The organism is Yoonia sp. SS1-5 (genome assembly GCF_038443705.2).
Classification (GTDB): Bacteria; Pseudomonadota; Alphaproteobacteria; order Rhodobacterales; family Rhodobacteraceae; genus Yoonia; species Yoonia rhodophyticola.
This window is the reverse complement of record NZ_CP151767.2, coordinates 724371-739161: the sequence shown is the minus strand read 5'-3', so window position 1 is coordinate 739161 and position 14791 is coordinate 724371. Positions and strand designations below refer to the sequence as shown.

13 protein-coding genes are annotated in these 14791 nt (G+C 58.9%); 5 read left to right on the top strand and 8 right to left on the bottom strand.

The window, feature by feature from the left end; genetic code table 11:
* Positions 1-121 precede the first annotated feature (121 nt).
* The 3 genes from ligA (at position 122) to AABB31_RS05190 (ending at position 4539) form a co-directional block, all read left to right on the top strand.
* Positions 122-2227 (top strand): NAD-dependent DNA ligase LigA, encoded by a 2106-nt coding sequence (gene ligA, locus AABB31_RS05200; RefSeq protein ID WP_373635785.1) that lies wholly within the window; start codon positions 122-124, stop codon positions 2225-2227.
* On the top strand, positions 2224-4314 hold the full coding sequence (gene recG, locus AABB31_RS05195; protein WP_373635497.1) for an ATP-dependent DNA helicase RecG: 2091 nt from the start codon (positions 2224-2226) through the stop codon (positions 4312-4314). The genes ligA and recG overlap by 4 nt, the downstream gene beginning before the upstream one ends.
* Positions 4315-4416: 102 nt before the next feature.
* Entirely contained in the window at positions 4417-4539 is a 123-nt protein-coding gene (locus AABB31_RS05190; RefSeq protein WP_342075519.1) for a hypothetical protein, read from the top strand.
* 207 nt (positions 4540-4746) lie between these two features.
* Here the strand turns inward: AABB31_RS05190 and AABB31_RS05185 are convergent, their stop codons facing one another.
* On the bottom strand, positions 4747-5193 hold the full coding sequence (locus AABB31_RS05185; protein WP_373635496.1) for an iron-sulfur cluster assembly scaffold protein: 447 nt from the start codon (positions 5191-5193) through the stop codon (positions 4747-4749).
* Positions 5194-5259: 66 nt separating this feature from the next.
* On the opposite strand from AABB31_RS05185, the gene hisI reads away from it, so the two are divergent.
* Positions 5260-5634 carry a phosphoribosyl-AMP cyclohydrolase gene (gene hisI, locus AABB31_RS05180; RefSeq protein ID WP_342075520.1) on the top strand — a complete coding sequence of 125 codons (375 nt, stop codon included), beginning with the start codon at positions 5260-5262 and terminating at the stop codon, positions 5632-5634.
* On the opposite strand, the gene gluQRS is transcribed toward hisI, so the two are convergent.
* The 5 genes from gluQRS to gyrA form a co-directional block, all read right to left on the bottom strand.
* The gene (gene gluQRS / locus AABB31_RS05175) at positions 5603-6454 is read right to left on the bottom strand and encodes a tRNA glutamyl-Q(34) synthetase GluQRS (protein ID WP_342075521.1); all 852 of its coding nucleotides are present in this window, start codon (positions 6452-6454) and stop codon (positions 5603-5605) included. The genes hisI and gluQRS overlap by 32 nt on opposite strands.
* Entirely contained in the window at positions 6451-7068 is a 618-nt protein-coding gene (locus tag AABB31_RS05170) for a class I SAM-dependent methyltransferase (RefSeq protein WP_373635495.1), read from the bottom strand. Before AABB31_RS05170 ends, gluQRS begins: the two co-directional genes overlap by 4 nt.
* A 22-nt stretch (positions 7069-7090) precedes the next feature.
* The gene (trmFO, locus tag AABB31_RS05165) at positions 7091-8446 is read right to left on the bottom strand and encodes a methylenetetrahydrofolate--tRNA-(uracil(54)-C(5))-methyltransferase (FADH(2)-oxidizing) TrmFO (RefSeq protein ID WP_342075522.1); all 1356 of its coding nucleotides are present in this window, start codon (positions 8444-8446) and stop codon (positions 7091-7093) included.
* A gap of 90 nt (positions 8447-8536) precedes the next feature.
* A complete protein-coding gene (locus AABB31_RS05160) occupies positions 8537-9337 on the bottom strand; it encodes an outer membrane beta-barrel protein (protein ID WP_342075523.1) in 801 nt (266 codons plus the stop codon).
* 159 nt (positions 9338-9496) lie between these two features.
* The gene (gene gyrA, locus AABB31_RS05155; RefSeq protein WP_373635494.1) at positions 9497-12241 is read right to left on the bottom strand and encodes a DNA gyrase subunit A; all 2745 of its coding nucleotides are present in this window, start codon (positions 12239-12241) and stop codon (positions 9497-9499) included.
* A gap of 195 nt (positions 12242-12436) precedes the next feature.
* Between gyrA and AABB31_RS05150 the strand changes: the two genes are divergently transcribed.
* Complete coding sequence (locus AABB31_RS05150; protein WP_342075524.1) at positions 12437-12703, top strand: usg protein; 267 nt, start codon at positions 12437-12439, stop codon at positions 12701-12703.
* 48 nt (positions 12704-12751) lie between these two features.
* Here the strand turns inward: AABB31_RS05150 and AABB31_RS05145 are convergent, their stop codons facing one another.
* Both AABB31_RS05145 and rocF read right to left on the bottom strand, forming a co-directional pair.
* Positions 12752-13798, bottom strand: a complete 1047-nt coding sequence (locus tag AABB31_RS05145; RefSeq protein WP_342075525.1) for an ornithine cyclodeaminase — start codon at positions 13796-13798, stop codon at positions 12752-12754.
* Positions 13799-13809: 11 nt separating this feature from the next.
* Positions 13810-14739 (bottom strand): arginase, encoded by a 930-nt coding sequence (gene rocF, locus AABB31_RS05140; protein WP_342075526.1) that lies wholly within the window; start codon positions 14737-14739, stop codon positions 13810-13812.
* Positions 14740-14791: the final 52 nt, after the last annotated feature.

The following is a 14791-nucleotide window of genomic DNA, read 5'->3' as shown; positions in this document are numbered from 1 at the left end:
CTGCTCTGGACGATAGGTATCCGCCTGCCTAAAACAGACCTGACTCACCTGTGAGTGATGGTTGTTGACGGGGGGCGAATTGGATCGCGAGACAGATATCGGGCATCCACTTACGGGTCAGATTGCCCCTGATGCGTTGACGAAAGACCAAGCCACAAAAGAGCTCGCCTGGCTGGCTGAAACGCTGGGTGCTGCAAATACAGCCTATCATCGTGATGATGCGCCGGACATCTCTGATGCTGACTATGATCGTCTGAAGCAACGCAATCTGGCGATTGAGACCGCGTTCCCCGATCTGAAACGGGCCGACACGCCGACCGAAAAGGTCGGTGCGGAGGTCGCTGAAGGATTCGGCAAGGTGCAGCATCAGGTCCGCATGTTGTCGCTGGGCAATGCCTTTAGTGATAATGACGTTGCCGATTTTGATACGCGCATCCGCCGCTATCTGGGCTTTGCCGATGATACAGCGCTGCACTACACAGCCGAGCCGAAGATTGACGGGCTGTCATTGTCGCTGCGCTACGAGAACGGGGCGTTGGTCCAGGCTGCCACCCGCGGTGATGGCAGCGTGGGTGAAAACGTGACAGCCAATGCGCGCACGATCAGTGACATACCCCATCAAATCAATGGCGCCCCGGATATTCTGGAAGTCCGCGGCGAGGTCTATATGAGCCACGAGGATTTCGCGGCCCTGAACAAGCGCCAGAGTGATGCTGGCGAAAAAACCTTTGCCAATCCACGCAATGCCGCGGCAGGATCCTTGCGCCAGCTTGATGCCACGATCACCAGCAAACGCCCGTTACGCTTTTTCGCATATGCGTGGGGGGCGGTGTCGGATGCGCTCGCGGACACGCAGTCAGGCGCCATTGCACGCTTTGCGCAGATGGGGTTTGCAACGAACCCGCTCACCGCACGCTGCGACGGGACCGCGCAGCTATTGGCACATTACCACAAGATCGAAGCCCAGCGGGCGAGTTTGGGCTATGATATTGATGGGGTTGTCTACAAGGTTGACGATCTTGCATTGCAACGCAGGCTTGGTTTTCGGTCGACCACGCCGCGTTGGGCCATCGCGCATAAATTCCCGGCCGAGCTTGCATGGACCACGCTTGAGGCGATTGACATTCAGGTGGGCCGCACAGGTGCGCTTTCCCCCGTGGCCCGGCTGCAGCCGGTGACTGTGGGCGGGGTCGTCGTGTCCAACGCGACATTGCACAATCAGGACTATATCGCGGGGCGCGGGGGCGATGGGGAACTGATCCGCGATGGCCGGGATATTCGGGTCGGTGATTGGGTGCAGGTCTATAGGGCAGGTGACGTCATCCCCAAGATCAAAGATGTCGATCTTGGCCGCAGACCACCCGATGCAACACCTTATGTTTTCCCGACGACCTGCCCTGAATGCGGATCAGACGCGGTCAGAGAGGCGGGCGACGCCGTTCATCGCTGCACTGGCGGCCTGATCTGCCCTGCGCAGGCCGTTGAAAAGCTCAAACATTTCGTCTCGCGCGCGGCCTTTGATATTGAAGGTCTTGGGGCCAAGCAGGTCGAACAATTCTACGCCGATGGCTGGATCAAAACGCCGGCGGATATTTTCACACTTCGCGGGCGCTATGGTTCTGGGCTGCAACAATTGCAGAACCGCGAGGGGTGGGGCGAAAAGAGTGCCAATAATCTCTTTGATGCGATTGACGAAAAACGAAAGATTCCGCTGGCGCGGCTGATCTTCGGGCTTGGGATCCGGCATGTGGGGGAATCTGTCGGCGCACTTTTGGCCAATCATTACGGATCGTGGGATGCATTTGATACGGCCATGCGTGCAGCGATCATTGGCGAAGGCCCCGAATGGGATGACCTGACCGGGATTGACGGCGTGGGAACTGTGATGGCCACCTCGCTGTTGACCGCGATGCAGCAACCCGGTGAGCGTGCCTCGATTGATCAGCTTTTGGCCGAACTGGATGTCCAGGACGCCGAACAGCGCGCAACCGACAGCCCCGTGGCCGGAAAGACGGTTGTTTTTACCGGCACGCTGGAACGTATGACCCGGGCCGAGGCCAAGGCCAGCGCCGAGGCATTGGGCGCGAAAGTGTCCGGGTCGGTCAGCGCCAAGACGGATATTCTGGTCGCCGGCCCGGGCGCGGGATCAAAGGCGACAAAAGCCGCCGATCTGGGGGTTGAGATCATGGACGAGGATACCTGGCTTGCCCTGATCGGGGCGGCATGACAGGCCGACCGGAAGTTCTGTTTCCGCTTTTCGGCGCATTGACCGGGCTGGATGGGATCGGCCCGAAAACGGCACAAACCCTTGATCAGGCGGGCATTTCGAAGCCCCGCGATATCCTGATGACATTGCCACATGCGGTGACTGACCGTCAAAGGCGTGACAGTGTCCGCGATGTGCAGGCGCCCGATATCGCCACGGTCGAGGTTCTGGTCGGCCGCCACGAGCCCCCCAAATCGCGCGGCAGACCCTATCGCGTTCAGGTGACGGACGCGCAGATGACCTTTCAACTGGTGTTCTTTCACGCCAAGGGCGATTATCTGCAGCGCCTGTTGCCGACCGGGCAGCGCCGTCTGGTGTCGGGCAAGGTAGAACTATTCGACGGCATCGCGCAGATGGTCCATCCCGATCACGTTCTGCAGGTCGCCGACGGCGATCAGATCCCCGCATTTGAACCGGTCTATCCGCTGCATGCCGGTATCTCACAGAAACTGATGTGGAAGGCCACCCGGTCTGCATTGACGCTGGCTGCCGATTTACCGGAATGGATTGATCCCGGCCTGAAGACCCGCGAAGGCTGGCCCGATTGGCATGCGGCGCTGACATCTGCCCACATGCCACAATCAAATGCGGCCCTGTCGCCGGATGATCCGGCCCGCCAGCGGCTGGGCTATGACGAATTGTTGGCCCATCAACTGACACTGGCACTGGCCCGGGCCGCCGCGCGCCGCAGCAAAGGCCGGTCTTCGGTGGGCACCGGCGCATTGCAGGACAGCGTATTGGCCGCCTTGCCATACCGTCCGACCGCCGCGCAAACCCGTGCCATCGCCGAAATCAGCGCAGATCTGGCCGCTGACCACCGTATGAACCGATTGCTGCAAGGCGATGTTGGGTCCGGCAAAACACTTGTGGCATTCATGGCATTGCTCTGCGTGGTCGAGGCAGGCGGGCAGGGCGTCATGATGGCCCCAACGGAAATTCTGGCCCGCCAGCATCTGGAAGGTTTGCAGCCTCTCGCGGACAGTGCGGGCATCCGCCTGGATATTCTGACCGGTCGCGACAAAGGGGGTGACCGGAAGGCAAAGCTGGCCGCACTGGCCGCGGGCGATATCCACATTCTGGTCGGCACGCATGCTGTTTTTCAGGATGATGTGGTTTTCGCAGATCTGCGGCTGGCGATTATTGATGAACAGCACCGCTTTGGTGTCGCACAGCGGATGCAACTGGGGGCCAAGGGGGCTGCCACGGATGTTCTGGTTATGACAGCAACCCCGATCCCGCGATCACTGGCGCTGGCCCAATATGGCGACATGGATGTGTCTGTTCTGGATGAAAAGCCCCCCGGCCGAACCCCCGTACAGACCGCGTTGGTATCGACGGGGCGCATGGATGAGGTCGTCGAAAAACTGCGCGGCGCGGTTGCCGAGGGGCGGCAGGCCTATTGGGTCTGCCCGCTGGTCGAAGAAAGCGAGCTGAGCGATATGACCGCGGCCGAGGAACGGTACAAACGTCTGCGTGCCACAATGGGCGAGGGCGTGGTTGGCCTTGTTCACGGGCAGATGCCACCGGCGGAAAAAGACGCGGCAATGGCCCGTTTTGTGTCAGGCGAGACAAAGATACTTGTTGCCACAACGGTGATCGAAGTTGGGGTGAACGTGCCCAACGCATCCATCATGGTGATCGAGCGCGCCGAAAGTTTCGGTCTGGCCCAGTTGCACCAGTTGCGGGGCAGGGTGGGCCGTGGTGCCGCGGCCTCGACCTGCCTGCTGATGTATCAGGCGCCGCTGGGCGAGACAGGCCGCCGACGTCTCGAAATTCTACGCCAGACCGAAGACGGGTTTCGGATCTCGGAAGAAGACCTTGCCATGCGGGGCGCAGGCGATGTGATCGGGACCGTGCAATCCGGTTTGCCCCGGTTTCGGATCGCCGATCTGGAACGGCAGGCGGGACTTATGGCGCTGGCCCAATCGGATGCGCGCAAGCTTTTGCACGATGATCCTGCCCTGCAGGGCGCGCGGGGGCAGGCGGCCCGTACCTTGCTTTGGTTGATGGAACAGGACAAGGCAATCCGTTTGATTTCAGTGGGTTAACCGTGCACATCGCAAAATGTTCGCAAATGTTCTTAAAAAGTTCTTTACACAAGGTTAATGGTGTGAGAACAAAGTAGCAACAGAACATTGGAGGAACATCACATGACCCAGGAGATCAAATCAGCATTCGTCCGCTCTCGCGATACGCTTTTTGTTGATGCGCTTGGGGTGGTGGCCTTGATTGTGATGTTGTTTGTCGGATTGTCCTTGCCCGGGCTGATCTGATTTGCCTCGGCGCTAGGGCGTCGTCCGGTCCGTCACATTGCCCTATCCCAAGATGCAATGCCTGATGACCTGCCTGTCTGTTTCATGTCAGGGGTTTTGCCTCCCCCATATGAACTTTAGGGCCGGACGATGTTGCGCCATAAACTGCCGCCGCCATCCTTGTCCCGGATGCGCGGCGGTTTTCTTTTTGGATCTAGGGTCCTACCCCTAAGCCGTGGCCTGATAGGTTTCCAGCGCTTCAAGCGTTGCGTCAAATGCCAAAAGAATAGAGGCATGCCGGTTCTTGTAGTCTTTCGCAGGCGCCAGAACCTCAAGATCGGCGAAGGGTGCGCCGGGGGGCGGGCCGTCATTCTTGAGCATATCCAATAGCTGGTCGCGCCCGGTTTGCACCTGTGTCTGACGCAGGCCCACAATCGCATTGCCCACAATCGCCGCTGCAGCCTGTCCCAATGCGCAGGCTTTCACATCCTGCGCGTAATCCGTGATCACGCCGTCCTGCACCTGCACATCCACTGTCACGGTCGAGCCGCAGAGCGGCGAACGTTTCTTGGCGGTTGCGGTCGGGTTTGGCAGCCGGGTTGTCCGGGGCATATCCGCCGCCAATGCCAGAATCCGACCGGAATAAAGTTTGATCATATCTGTTTCAGCCGACATGCGATTTGCCCTTTGCGTTTCTGCCCCATAGATAGTCTTGAAACTGCCGCTTGCAAAGGTTTGCCCATGCCATTTGATCCCACCTCGCTGACATATGATCACGCCGGGCTCATCCCCGCTATCGCGCAGGATGCCAATTCCGGTGAAGTGCTGATGATGGCCTGGATGAATGCCGAAAGTGTCAGGCAGACGCTAGAGACAGGGCAGGTCACCTATTGGTCCCGGTCCCGGCAGGAATTCTGGGTGAAGGGTGCGACCAGCGGCAACACCCAGGCCCTTGTGGATTTCAAGGTTGATTGTGATCGCGATTGCCTGCTGATCGAGGTCCAGCAGCAGGGGCCTGCCTGTCACACCGGCCGGCGGACCTGTTTCTATACCGCTGTGCGCAATGACGAAGAGGTTGAGATCGTCAAACTGCCCGAAGACCCACCATCGCCCTGATATCGGCTGGCGCCAGGCCATCGGCCCGGTATTTGGCAATCGCGCGCGCATCGTCGCGTTTGGCCAACCGCTTGCCAGTATCATCGCGGACCAGTTGATGGTGGTGGTAAACCGGAGTGGGCATGTTCAACAAATGCGCAAGCAGCACATGTATCCGTGTGGCGTCAAACAGGTCCTCGCCCCGGATCACGTGGCTGATCTGTTGTGCCGTATCATCCACCACCACGCAGAGATGATAGGCCGCCGCCATCCCCTTGCGGGCCACAACCACATCACCGATGGTGCCCAGCAGATCATCGGCGTCGAGTTGATGGTCGCCAGCGAACGCGGCCCCTGTTTCGGTGAAGAAGGGTAGCGTGCCTGCCGCCGCAATTGCCTGGCGCAGATCCATGCGAATGGCGTCGCCCTCTTGAAAATCGGCCATGGACCGGTGTCGGCAGGTCCCCGGATAGATTTGCCCGTCCGGTCCATGTGTCGGCACCCCCTCTTGCGGGGCATCCGCCGCTGCCGCGATGTCGGATCGACTGCACGCGCACGGGTAGAGCAGGCCCTTGCCCTCTAATACCTGCAGGGCCGCCCGAAATCGGTCGCCCGAGCGGGATTGCTGCATGATGGGCGTGGGCCACCGGATACCCAGCCAGCGCAGATCATCAATGGCCTGCGCTTCGAATGCCGGTTTGGACCGCACCCGGTCAATATCGTCCATACGCAGCAGAAATGTGCCGCCAGCTGCCATGGCCATGTCATGGGCCAGCAAGGCCGAATATGCGTGCCCCAGATGCAGCGGACCGGTCGGCGAGGGCGCAAATCGGGTAATCACAGGCGCCGCAGAATAATGACGTCCGACCCCATATCGACATCCTCCAGATGTGGCCCATGTTCCCGGAACACTTGCGCGACACGGTCCATATCAATCTCGTGCTGCAGGGCGTCGAGATAGCTTTGATCTTTCAGCGTCGGGTCATTGTAGGATAAGCCGAGAATGCCGCCCGGTCCCAGGGCGGATACGACAAGCGCAAGCGTGCTTGCAGGCGCTGCCGCAAGACTGATCACACCGCAGGCAAAGATCCCGCCATAGGCGCCGGGCTGCACATCCAGCTTGCCGGGCTCTGACAACCAGATCTTTTCGTAAATTCCTGATTTGGCGCCTTTTTCCAGCATTGCCGCCGTGACATCGGTGCCGTGGAGTGTTTCAAATCCAACGGTGCGTAATGCCGCACCGCCAATCCCGGTACCGCATCCGAAATCCAGCACTGTCTGCCCCGGATCGACGTAGTCCCGGAAAGCTGCGGCCAGTCGGGCGGGCGTACGGTAGCCGCGCGCGTGGATGTCCGCGTCATAACTTTTGGCCCAGTCCTTGTAGACGGCAATCGTCTCGTCAACGGGCCGCGGCGTCCACAGGGAGGGGTGAATAACGTCTTTTTTCTCTGCCATGCTGCCAGCCTAGGGGCGCCGGTCAGGCAGCGTCCAGTAACATTTGTTCAAGCCATGCTGACCAGTCGATCTTTGCCCGGTCCGTATAGGCCTTGTAGCGTTCCTTGCGTCCGCGCCGCCCGGATTTGACGCCTTCCAACGGCGGGAATAGCCCGAAATTCACATTCATGGGCTGAAAGGTCTTAGCATCGGCACCGCCAGTGATATGCGTGACAAGCGCACCCATCGCGGTTGTATTTGGCACCGGTGGTAGGGCGCGGCCGGTCAATTCGGCAACCGCCATGCGCCCGGCAAGCAGGCCCATTGCGGCACTTTCGACATAGCCTTCGACCCCGGTGATCTGCCCTGCAAACCGGATATTCGGGCGGCTGCGCAGACGCATTTGATCATCCAACAAGGTTGGCGCATTCAGAAATGTATTGCGGTGAATGCCGCCAAGGCGGGCAAATTCGGCATCCTGAAGCCCAGGAATCATTTTAAAAACAGACTTCTGTGCGGCGTATTTCATCTTGGTCTGGAAGCCGACAATGTTGAAGAGGGTCCCCAGCGCGTTGTCGCGCCGCAGTTGCACCACGGCGTAGGGTTTTTGATCGGGCTGGTGGGCGTTGGTCAGTCCGACGGGCTTCATCGGGCCAAAGCGCAAGGTTTCGCGCCCACGTTCGGCCATCACCTCAATCGGCAGGCAGCCGTCGAAATAGCCTGCGGTTTCACCTTCCTTGAATGCGGTCTTATCGGCGGCAAGCAATGCGTCGATAAAGGCCTCGTACTGGTCCTTGGTCATCGGACAGTTCAGGTATGCGGTGCGCTCGGCCTCTGTCGCGCCCTTGTCATAGCGCGACTGCATCCATGCGACGTCCATATCAATACTGTCATGATAGACGATGGGCGCGATGGCGTCGAAAAAGGCCAAAGCCTCGGCCCCGGTTTCCGCTTTGATCGCATCAGCCAGCGCGCCGGATGTCAGGGGGCCTGTGGCGATAATCCAATGCCCGTCATCCGGCAGGGTCGTGACCTCGTCGTAAACGATACGGATATTGGGATGGGCGGTGAGGGCGGCAGTCACGCTTTGCGCAAAAGGATCGCGATCAACGGCAAGCGCCCCGCCCGCGGGCAGGCGATGTTTGTAGGCCGTTTTCATGATCAGCCCGTCTGCTTGCAGCATTTCCCAATGCAACAGGCCGACCGCATTTTGTTCATGATCGTCAGACCGGAAAGAGTTCGAGCAGACCATCTCGCCCAGATGGCCGGTGCGGTGGGCAAAGGTTTCCACCTTTGGGCGCATCTCGTGCATGATGACCTGCAGGCCCGCATTTGCAGCTTGCCAAGCGGCCTCTGACCCGGCCATGCCGCCGCCGATGATATTGAGGATCTGTGTCATGCCGCTGACCTAGTGCGAAGGGCCGCAAATGAAAAGGGGTTCGGGCAGTTATGCCCGAACCCCTGTGTGTCGAAATACCAGCGGGTGGTATCAGAAACCGATCGCGTCGTTCCGGCTGCGCGATCCGAAGGCACCGTCGGTGCCGGCTGGCCCGAATGTGTATGTCACACCAAGACCCACAAAGCTTTCATCGCCAAAGCTGACGTCCACATCGCCATCGGATCCTGAAATGCTGACATTCCCGAATTCACCATAAATGGATGGGCCGCCGGCAATCTTATAGGCACCGCCGATAGAGACCGCTGTGACGGTGATCGATTCATCGTCATCGCTCACGCGATAGGAATCGATGCCCAGCAATACATCAAAGCTTGGGGCTGCTTCGTAGGCGGCCTCGACACCGAAAATTGTTTGGGTGACGTCGTCATCGCCGTCGATGTCAGAATCGAGGAAACCCAGATACCCCTCTACGCTGCCGCCAGCAAATGAGGTCCGCGCCTCGGCACCAACATATGTGGTGGCCTCTGCAATTTCGGCTGTTGGATCATCGGGGTCGATTTCCTCTTCCGCCAGGAAGTCACGCCCGACAAAAACACCCAAGGCTGTCGCATCGTTCAGATTGAAGATACCGTGCACGGTGATGTTGGTGTCAGTGATGTTATCTTCGTCCCCGCTTGCTGCAGAGTAAGACGCACCGCTGAGCCCGAGGGAGAATTCCGGGCTAAAGCCGATTTCGACGCCGCCGTTGAACGTGTAAAGCGATGTGTCGATATCGTCGTCAAGGAATGTGGAATAGCCAAAGCCAAGCTCACCGCCGGTGATGCCTTGTGCAGTGGCCGCTGATGATACGAGCGCGCAGACTGCCGCTGCGACAAATTTGTTGTAGGACACGGAAATACCTATCGTTAAGAGTGTGAATGCTGTGGTCATACGCCTCGAAATTATTGAATCCAATCAACAGATTTCTTGCGAGTTTGGACTGTGGCAGAAATGCCGTCGCATCCTGTTTCAAAAGGTGTTCAGGCAGATCACATCTGCCTGACCAATAGCTTAGCTTTCGCCATCATCCGGCGCGTCGTCTTCGCCCTGATCAGCGATCCAGGCGACGCTGACAACGGTTTCGCCCTTGCCTGTGTCAAATACCTTGACCCCGCCCGCACCACGCGACCGGAAGGAAATGCCCTCAATTGGTACACGGATGGATTGGCCGGTCGATGTGACCAGCATGATCTGATCCGACATCTCGACAGGGAACGAGGTGACCAATGGGCCACCGCGCATTGCCTTGTCCATGGCGGCCACGCCCATGCCACCGCGCCCGCGCACCGGATAATCGTGGCTTGATGACAGCTTACCGGACCCTTTTGCCGTGATCGTCAGGATCAGGTTTTCAACCGCCGACATCTCGGCATAGCGGTCTGGGCTGATCTGGCCGGGTGCGGCCTCTTCATCCTCGTTTTCGGCGTCGTCTGTCAGGCCCGCCATCGCGCGCCGCATTTTCAGATAGGCGGCGCGTTCGTCCGCCTCGGCCTTGAAGTGGCGGATGATCGACATGGAGACGACCTTATCATCACCCTGCAGCTTGATGCCCCGGACCCCAACCGAGGAGCGGGAGTTGAAGACCCGCACATCGGTCGCCGGAAAACGGATGGCCCGGCCGGAATCAGTGACCAGCATGACATCGTCATCATTCGACGCGATACGTGCATTGATCAGCGTCGTCTCGGCATGCTCGTCCTCGAACTTCATTGCGATCTTGCCGTTGCGCATGACATTTGTGAAGTCTGACAGCTTGTTACGGCGCACAGTTCCAGCAGATGTGGCAAAGACAACCTGCAGATCGTCCCATTCATCTTCGGGCCGGTCGACGGGCATGATCGCTGCAATCGACACACCTTGCGGAATTGGCAGAATGTTCACAATGGCCTTGCCCTTGGCCGTACGGCTGCCAAGCGGCAGGCGCCAGGTCTTAAGCTTGTAGACCATCCCGTCGGTTGTGAAGAACAGCAATTGGGTATGGGTATTGGCCACGAACAGGGTTGTGACGACATCCTCTTCCTTGGTCGCCATTGAGGACAGCCCCTTGCCGCCGCGTCGTTGGGCGCGGAAATCGGTCAGGGCCGTACGCTTGATATAGCCGCCCGATGTGACGGTGACGACCATGTCTTCACGCTCGATCAGGTCCTCATCATCCATGTCGGCGGCCCATTCGACCACCTCTGTGCGGCGCGGAACCGCGAACAGGTCGCGGACTTCGGTCAGTTCATCGCGGATGATCTGCATGATCCGATCCCGCGAGCCAAGGATTTCGAGATATTCGCGGATTTTCTTCGCCAGTTCCTGCAACTCGTCCGTTACTTCCTGCACCCCGATCTGGGTCAGTCGTTGCAGGCGCAGTTCCAGAATGGCGCGTGCCTGGGTTTCGGACAGGTTATAGGTGCCATCATCATTGGCCGTATGGGTCGGATCGTCGATCAGCGCGATGTATTCCAGAATGCTGGCAGCAGGCCAGCGTCGGGTCATCAGCTTTTCGCGGGCCGTTGCGGCATCGGCAGAAGCCCGGATCGTTGCGACAACCTCGTCAATATTGGTCACCGCCACGGCCAGACCGCAAAGGATATGCGCCCGCTCGCGGGCCTTGCGCAGCTCAAACGCGGTGCGGCGGGCCACAACCTCTTCGCGGAAGTCCACGAAGGATGTCAGGAAAGCGCGCAGCGTCAGTTGCTCGGGCTTGCCACCGTTCAGGGCCAGCATGTTGCAGCCGAAATGCGTTTGCATGGGGGTGAAACGGAATAGCTGGTTCAGCACCACCTCGGCGGTTGCGTCCCGTTTCAGCTCGATCACGACACGCACGCCATTGCGGTCGGATTCGTCCTGCACATGCGCAATCCCTTCAATCCGCTTGTCGCGGGCCGCCTCGGCCACGCGGTCGATCATGACCGCTTTGTTCACCTGATAGGGGATTTCATCAATCACAATGGCATAGCGGTCTTTGCGCAATTCCTCGACATGGGTGCGGGCACGGACCACAACCGATCCGCGGCCTTCCAGATAGGCCTTGCGCGCGCCGGACCGGCCCAGAATGATACCGCCGGTGGGAAAGTCGGGGGCAGGGATATAGTCGATCAACTGCTCTGACGACAGGTCGGGTTCATCAATCAGGGCCAGTGTCGCATCAATCACTTCGCCAAGGTTATGGGGCGGAATATTGGTGGCCATCCCGACCGCAATACCGCCTGCACCATTGACCAGCATATTCGGAAAACGGGCAGGAAGAACCGAGGGTTCCTTTTCCTTGCCGTCGTAATTGTCAATGAAATCAACGGTGTCCTTTGGCAGGTCATCGGTCATGAATTGCGCGACCTTGGCCAGCCGGCTTTCGGTATAGCGCATCGCAGCCGCGCCATCCCCATCCATCGAGCCGAAATTGCCCTGACCGTCGATCAATGGCAGCGACATCGAGAAATCCTGCGCCATACGCACCAATGCATCATAAATCGCGCTGTCGCCATGCGGGTGATACGACCCCATCACGTCGCCGACGGATTTTGCGGATTTGCGGTATGATTTGTCGGCCGTAATCCCTTTTTCGTACATCGAATAGATGATGCGCCGATGCACGGGTTTCAAACCGTCGCGCAGATCCGGAATGGCACGGCTGACGATGACGCTCATGGCGTAGTCGAGATAGCTGGTCTTCAGCTCATGCTCGATGGTGACTGCAGGCCCGTCATACGCTGGGCGCGCTGGCGGAATTTCGTCATCGTTTTCAGGTGTTTCTGGGGTGTCGTTCAACTGGTTCGCCTGTCGTGTCTAGCACTGCTATATTTCGTTGCGTACAATGTAGCAGACACTTGATATAGGGTGCAATGGGCCAAACCGCTTGGTGCTGGCAGCCAACGAAGTAGATTGATAACACACTGTTTTTGTTGACAAAGTTTACCTGTTTGCAATCCTTTCACCATAGAAACGTCAACGAAAGGAGCAGCAATGCGTTCAGAGACCGAGTTAATGATGAAAGGATACGGGCTGACCACGGCGGAAATGTTCTACCATATGCCCGACCATCCGCATGTTTTGAATACCTTTGTCTGGCAGGATTACGATCTGGCGCCAGATCACGATAAACTACTGAATTTCATCGGCTTTTGGCAGGAAAAGCTGGATGGCCCGCTGCATTCTGTCCGCTTTGTTCATCGCAAGATGATCAGCCCGGGCGAATGGCGCCATGTGACCGGCGAATTCCACTACCACTGACGGCCCCCGCCATGTTGCGTGGCCGCGTCGTGCATACCTGTTGCCGCGTCAGCCGGCCCGTTTCAGCATGCCGAACAGGTCGCGTGGATCGTCCGGGTCAGCGATCAAGTCCAGATCAATGTAGAACGGCGTGTCCTGAATTTTCTCATGGACATAGCGCAGGGCGCTGAAATCCTCGATCGCAAAGCCGACCCCGTCGAACAGGGTGATGTCAGCGGCTGTCTTGCGCCCCTGTGCGGCGCCATTGATCACCTGCCACAACTCCGTCACCGGATGATCGGGCGCCATTTGCTGGATTTCGCCTTCGATCCGGGTTTGCGGCGTATATTCGGTAAACACAGCTGACCGCGCGACGATATCGCGATGTAGCTCGGTCTTGCCGGGACAATCGCCCCCAATCGCGTTGATATGCACGCCCGCACCAACCATGTTGTCGGTCAGGATCGTCTGCATATCCTTGTCCGCGGTTGCGGTTGTGATGACATCCGCACCCTCAATCGCGTCTTCCGGAGTGGTGCATTTCACCAGCTCAAACCCAAGACCTGCAAGATTTGCGGCGCATTTATCGGTGGCCGCTGGGTCAATATCGTAAAGGCGTATCTGATCAATCCCGTTCACGGCCTTCTGCGCAAGACATTGGAATTCGGATTGCGCCCCATTGCCGATCATGGCCATGGTCCGCGCGTCCTTGCGGGCCAGATGCCGGGTTGCCACGGCAGACATCGCAGCCGTCCGCAAAGCGGTCAGAACGGTCATCTCCGAAAACAGGATCGGATAGCCACTATCCACATCGGCCAGAACCCCAAAGGCGGTGACGGTCTGCAGGCCTTCCTTCATGTTCTTTGGGTGGCCGTTGACGTATTTGAACCCGTATTGGATGCCGTCCGATGTGGGCATCAGTTCGATCACGCCAACATCCGAATGGCTGCCAAGACGCGGGGTCTTGTCGAACAGATCCCAACGGGCGAAATCGGCTTCGATGGCGGCGGCCAGATCGGCCATGAACGGCTCGATACCGACATGATGCACCAGGCGCATCATGTTATCGACGCTGACAAATGGCACCATGGCCAGCTTTGACGCTTTGAGGGTCATCAGGGGCCTCCTCAGGCGTTGCTGCGGGTCGGCCGGTCAAAGACGCGGCGACCCAGAAGTGATGCGGTCAGATCAACCATCAGGTTGGCGGTTTTGCCGCGATCGTCCAGAAACGGGTTCAGCTCGACCAGATCAAGCGAGCTGACAAGATCGCTGTCGCAGAGCATCTCCATGACCAGATGCCCCTCGCGCACGGTTGCCCCACCGGGCACGGTGGTTCCCACCGCCGGGGCGACGCCGGGATCAAGGAAATCAACATCCAGCGAGACATGCAGCATCCCGTTGGCCGCGGCGACCCGATCCAGAAATGTCTGCAATGGGGCGCGAATACCCTCTTCGTCGATCATGCGCATATCGACCAGCATCACATCGCCATCATCAAGCACCGCATGTTCCGCCGCATCAACAGAGCGTAGCCCGATCATGCAGATATTTGCCGGATCAACCCGCGCGGGCAGGGGCGGATAGGCACCAAACCCGTCCCGCCCGGTCACGTAACCCACCGGTGTTCCGTGCAAATTCCCGGTATCGGTGGTGTCGGGCGTGTGAATGTCACTATGCGCATCAAGCCAGAGCGCAAAGAAGGGCCTGCCGGCCTTTTGCGCATGTGCTGCCATCCCCGCAACCGTGCCGGCCGCCAGCGCGTGATCGCCCCCCAGAAAGATCGGCATCCCGTTAGGCGCGGCATTCTGTGCGGCATCCATCAAGGTCCGGGTCCAGCCCACATTCTCGGCCAGCTTGTAAACTTTCGGGTTGGCTGGGGTCGGCACCATGACCTCTGCCGGGGTCAGGTTGCCCATATCCTCGACACTGTGTCCAAGGTCGGTGATGGCGTCGGCGATGCCTGCGGTGCGGTAAGCGTCGGGGCCCATCAGGCAGCCGCGACGACGCTTGCCGCAATCCACCGGGGCGCCGATCAATATACAATGTTTTTGTGTCATGGCCGCACTGTTGCGCAAAACAACGGCTATGATAAGCGGGCAAATTGTGCAA

Coding starts and splice junctions, on each gene's coding strand:
- recG (WP_373635497.1), top strand. CDS start 2,224: ATGACAGGCCGACCGGAAGTTCTGTTTCCGCTTTTCGGCGCATTGACC.
- AABB31_RS05190 (WP_342075519.1), top strand. CDS start 4,417: ATGACCCAGGAGATCAAATCAGCATTCGTCCGCTCTCGCGATACGCTT.
- AABB31_RS05185 (WP_373635496.1), bottom strand. CDS start 5,193: ATGTCGGCTGAAACAGATATGATCAAACTTTATTCCGGTCGGATTCTG.
- hisI (WP_342075520.1), top strand. CDS start 5,260: ATGCCATTTGATCCCACCTCGCTGACATATGATCACGCCGGGCTCATC.
- AABB31_RS05170 (WP_373635495.1), bottom strand. CDS start 7,068: ATGGCAGAGAAAAAAGACGTTATTCACCCCTCCCTGTGGACGCCGCGG.
- trmFO (WP_342075522.1), bottom strand. CDS start 8,446: ATGACACAGATCCTCAATATCATCGGCGGCGGCATGGCCGGGTCAGAG.
- AABB31_RS05150 (WP_342075524.1), top strand. CDS start 12,437: ATGCGTTCAGAGACCGAGTTAATGATGAAAGGATACGGGCTGACCACG.
- AABB31_RS05145 (WP_342075525.1), bottom strand. CDS start 13,798: ATGACCCTCAAAGCGTCAAAGCTGGCCATGGTGCCATTTGTCAGCGTC.
- rocF (WP_342075526.1), bottom strand. CDS start 14,739: ATGACACAAAAACATTGTATATTGATCGGCGCCCCGGTGGATTGCGGC.